This window comes from Microcystis sp. M090S1 (genome assembly GCF_020246295.1).
Taxonomy (GTDB): domain Bacteria; phylum Cyanobacteriota; class Cyanobacteriia; order Cyanobacteriales; family Microcystaceae; genus Microcystis; species Microcystis aeruginosa.
On the sequence record NZ_JADBTF010000268.1, the window covers coordinates 1 to 2997 of the forward strand.

Annotated in this window: 3 protein-coding genes and 2 pseudogenes; 3 read left to right on the plus strand and 2 right to left on the minus strand. The window is 43.6% G+C overall.

All coding sequences use genetic code 11. The features are described 5' to 3' along the window. From IM477_RS11895 to IM477_RS11905, 3 genes and pseudogenes are all read left to right on the plus strand, one after another. A pseudogene (locus tag IM477_RS11895) lies at positions 1 to 181 on the plus strand (hypothetical protein); the annotation flags it as partial. Then, the gene (secY, locus tag IM477_RS11900; RefSeq protein WP_287731859.1) at positions 165 to 1484 is read left to right on the plus strand and encodes a preprotein translocase subunit SecY; all 1320 of its coding nucleotides are present in this window, start codon (positions 165 to 167) and stop codon (positions 1482 to 1484) included. The pseudogene IM477_RS11895 and the gene secY, both read left to right, overlap by 17 nt. A 70-nt stretch (positions 1485 to 1554) precedes the next feature. After that, positions 1555 to 2121: an adenylate kinase gene (locus IM477_RS11905; protein WP_190721161.1), complete on the plus strand. Its 567-nt coding sequence runs from the start codon at positions 1555 to 1557 to the stop codon at positions 2119 to 2121. A gap of 607 nt (positions 2122 to 2728) precedes the next feature. Here IM477_RS11905 and IM477_RS11910 read toward each other — a convergent pair. Both IM477_RS11910 and IM477_RS11915 read right to left on the minus strand, forming a co-directional pair. Beyond that, on the minus strand, positions 2729 to 2893 hold the full coding sequence (locus tag IM477_RS11910) for a hypothetical protein (protein ID WP_287731862.1): 165 nt from the start codon (positions 2891 to 2893) through the stop codon (positions 2729 to 2731). After that, positions 2875 to 2997 (minus strand): annotated as a pseudogene (locus IM477_RS11915) (IS630-like element ISMae26 family transposase); the annotation flags it as partial. The gene IM477_RS11910 and the pseudogene IM477_RS11915, both read right to left, overlap by 19 nt.

Below are 2997 nucleotides of genomic sequence, written 5' to 3' on the forward strand. Positions count from 1 at the left end.
CCAAGACCCCACACCCCACACCCCACACCCCACACCCCACACCCAACCCCCAAGACCTGATTGCTATATCATAAGAAAGACAGGGGAAATCTTAAAAAAATCGAGAAAGTTTTCCCCCTCGATTACTTTTTCCCATAAAAAAACTGCACTAGAGGTAACTGTTAATGGTCGTCAGTCGTGATAAGGCTCCCACGGCACAGGAAACGTTTATGCAAATGGCACAAGCGGCCGGTTTACGCGGTCGCTTGTTGGTTACATTGGGTTTACTGATTCTGCTCCGTTTTGGGATGTTTGTACCGATACCCGGTTTGGATCGGGCAAGATTAGCAGAAATTATTCAAGGTAACGCCGCTTTGGGAATCCTTGACCTGTTTACCGGGGGAGGATTATCGACGTTAGGGATTTTTGCCCTCGGCATTCTTCCCTATATCAACGCCTCAATTATCGTGCAACTGCTCACCGCTGCCCTTCCTTCTTTGGAAGATTTACAGAAAAATGAAGGAGAAGCAGGACGGCGAAAAATTGCCCAAATTACCCGTTATATTGCCTTTGGTTGGGCAATTATTCAAAGCATCGGTATTACTCTCGGTTTATTGGTGGCTAACGGCGTTGTGGCCGGAACTTTACCCTCGATCGCCGCTACGGTTCTCGCTTTAGTGGCCGGTTCTATGTTCGTGATGTGGATTTCGGAACTGATCACAGAACGCGGTCTGGGAAATGGAGCATCTTTGTTGATTTTTGTCAACATTGTCGCTGTTTTACCGAAAACCCTCGGTGATACGATTACTTTTGCTCAACAGGGTGGCCGACAAGCGATCGCTCAAGTGGTGATTCTCTTGCTGGTTTTCTTGGTGATGATTATCGGCATTGTTTTTGTTCAGGAAGGAACCCGTCGGATTCCGATTGTTTCTGCCCGTCGTCAGGTCGGTCGTCGTCTCTATCGGGAAAGAACCAGTTATCTACCCCTACGACTCAATCAAGGGGGCGTGATGCCGATTATTTTCGCCTCGGCAGTGTTGGTGTTACCTTTCCAATTGGTGCAAGCTTTACCCACGGATAACCCGGTCGGTCAGGTTTTAGTCCAGTTGGTTAATGCCCTGCGTCCCGATAGTTGGGGTTATGTGGCTTTTTATAGCTTACTAATTCTCGGTTTTAGTTTCTTCTACGCTTCCCTGATCGTTAACCCCAAAGATATGTCCCAAAACCTGAAAAAAATGGGGGCCAGTATTCCGGGGATTCGACCGGGGACTGCTACTACTAATTATCTGGAAGGGGTGCTGAATCGTCTCACCCTTTTGGGCGCTCTCTTTTTAAGTTTGGTGGCTACTGTGCCGACTGTAGTAGAAAGCGCCACCGGTGTCACCACTTTTCGCGGTTTGGGGGCAACTTCCCTGTTAATTCTGGTGGGGGTGGCGATCGATACTGCGAAACAAATTCAAACCTATGTCATGTCTCAACGCTATGAGGACATGATTAAACAGTAGTTAGATAGTTAACCAGTGACCTTTTAGCGGTTACTGGTTGTTTTTTCCCTTAAAACCCTGTATTTAATCCATGAGCAAACGGATCGGTGTGATATTTTTGGGACCGCCCGGATCGGGAAAAGGGACCCAAGCGGCAAAATTAGCGGAATCTCTGACGATTCCCCATATTTCTACCGGTGAAATTTTACGTCAAGCAATTACAGAGAAGACAGAACTTGGTCAGCAAGCACAAGCTTATGTGGAAAAGGGAGAATTAGTCCCCGATGAGTTGTTATTAGGTTTAATTCAGGAACGTTTAAAACAGCCTGACAGTGCTAAGGGTTGGATTCTTGACGGTTTTCCCCGCACGGTGGCACAGGCGAGCTTTTTAGACGCATTACTGGAAGAATTGGCCGATAGTTACACCTATGTGGTCAATTTGGCTGTACCAGATACGGTCTTAATTGAGCGTCTCATGCAACGCGGTCGTCAAGATGATACTAAAGAAACGATCTCCCGTCGCCTACAGGTTTATATCGACCAAACTGCCCCCGTTTTAGATTATTACGGTCAAAAGGGGACTCTTAACCATATCGACGGTAATCAACCGATGGACGCGGTTACGGCGGCTTTAACAGCAGTTGTCACTCCTGTTTAAAGTTTCTCTCAGAATCAATTCAGTAATCAGTAATCAGTAATCAGTCAATAAAAATTACCACTTTTTATAAGTTTTTTATATCAAACAAGCTTTAATAGTTGAGAATATTTAAATTTACATTTCGCAATATTTATCTTTTGTTAAGAATTTATTGAAAATAATTCTCATTTGTTTACGAGGTTGCAATACTTCCAGCGATTATGGTATAATTTCGCAGTATGAAATGATGGGATGTTCTGTGCTTTTTTGGGTTTTTAGCTGTCTGTTGATCCTGAAAACCCTTGCTAAATCTACACTGACCTATTCAGCAACAGCAATAACCGGCAGTTAAAGAGCCTTTTTTAAGCCAACCCGTTGATCAATTAATTGTGTAGTTTTGTTGCAAAGAGAAAGTTTTTTTGACAAAAAGAACAGAATATGCTGCGAGTCCATCTATTTTGAGTCTTGTACTAATTCTCGCTCATAAAAATTACACACCGAATTATCCCATTTAAGTTCCCCATTTTCCCCATTTTCCCCCTTTTCCCCCTTTTTAAGGGGGATGCCGAAGGCAGGGGGATCGGGTATTTAGTTTTACTGGCTGCGTTACAGTTCGTTAAGGCTAAATTTAAAATAAACTCAATTGTCCTTCTTGTTTTAAGCGCCAGTTATCATCACCAACTCTCTGGGCAATATCTTCGAGGACGCTTAGAATCGTCTGATTTTCGGGAGTTGTGCCATTTTTTAACAGAGGTAATATAGCAATTCTCTGACTTATGAGGTACAGTAGCAACAGTGAGTAAACCAATTGCGAATATCTTTTTGAGTAACTTCTAACATAGCCAATTCAATCCCTTCTATTAAGTCTTTGTAAGTTCTCGCCTTCAGTTTTCTTAA

Bases quoted from the DNA above. Each gene is read 5' to 3' on its own strand.
- secY (WP_287731859.1), top strand. From the start codon at position 165: ATGGTCGTCAGTCGTGATAAGGCTCCCACGGCACAGGAAACGTTTATG.
- IM477_RS11905 (WP_190721161.1), top strand. From the start codon at position 1,555: ATGAGCAAACGGATCGGTGTGATATTTTTGGGACCGCCCGGATCGGGA.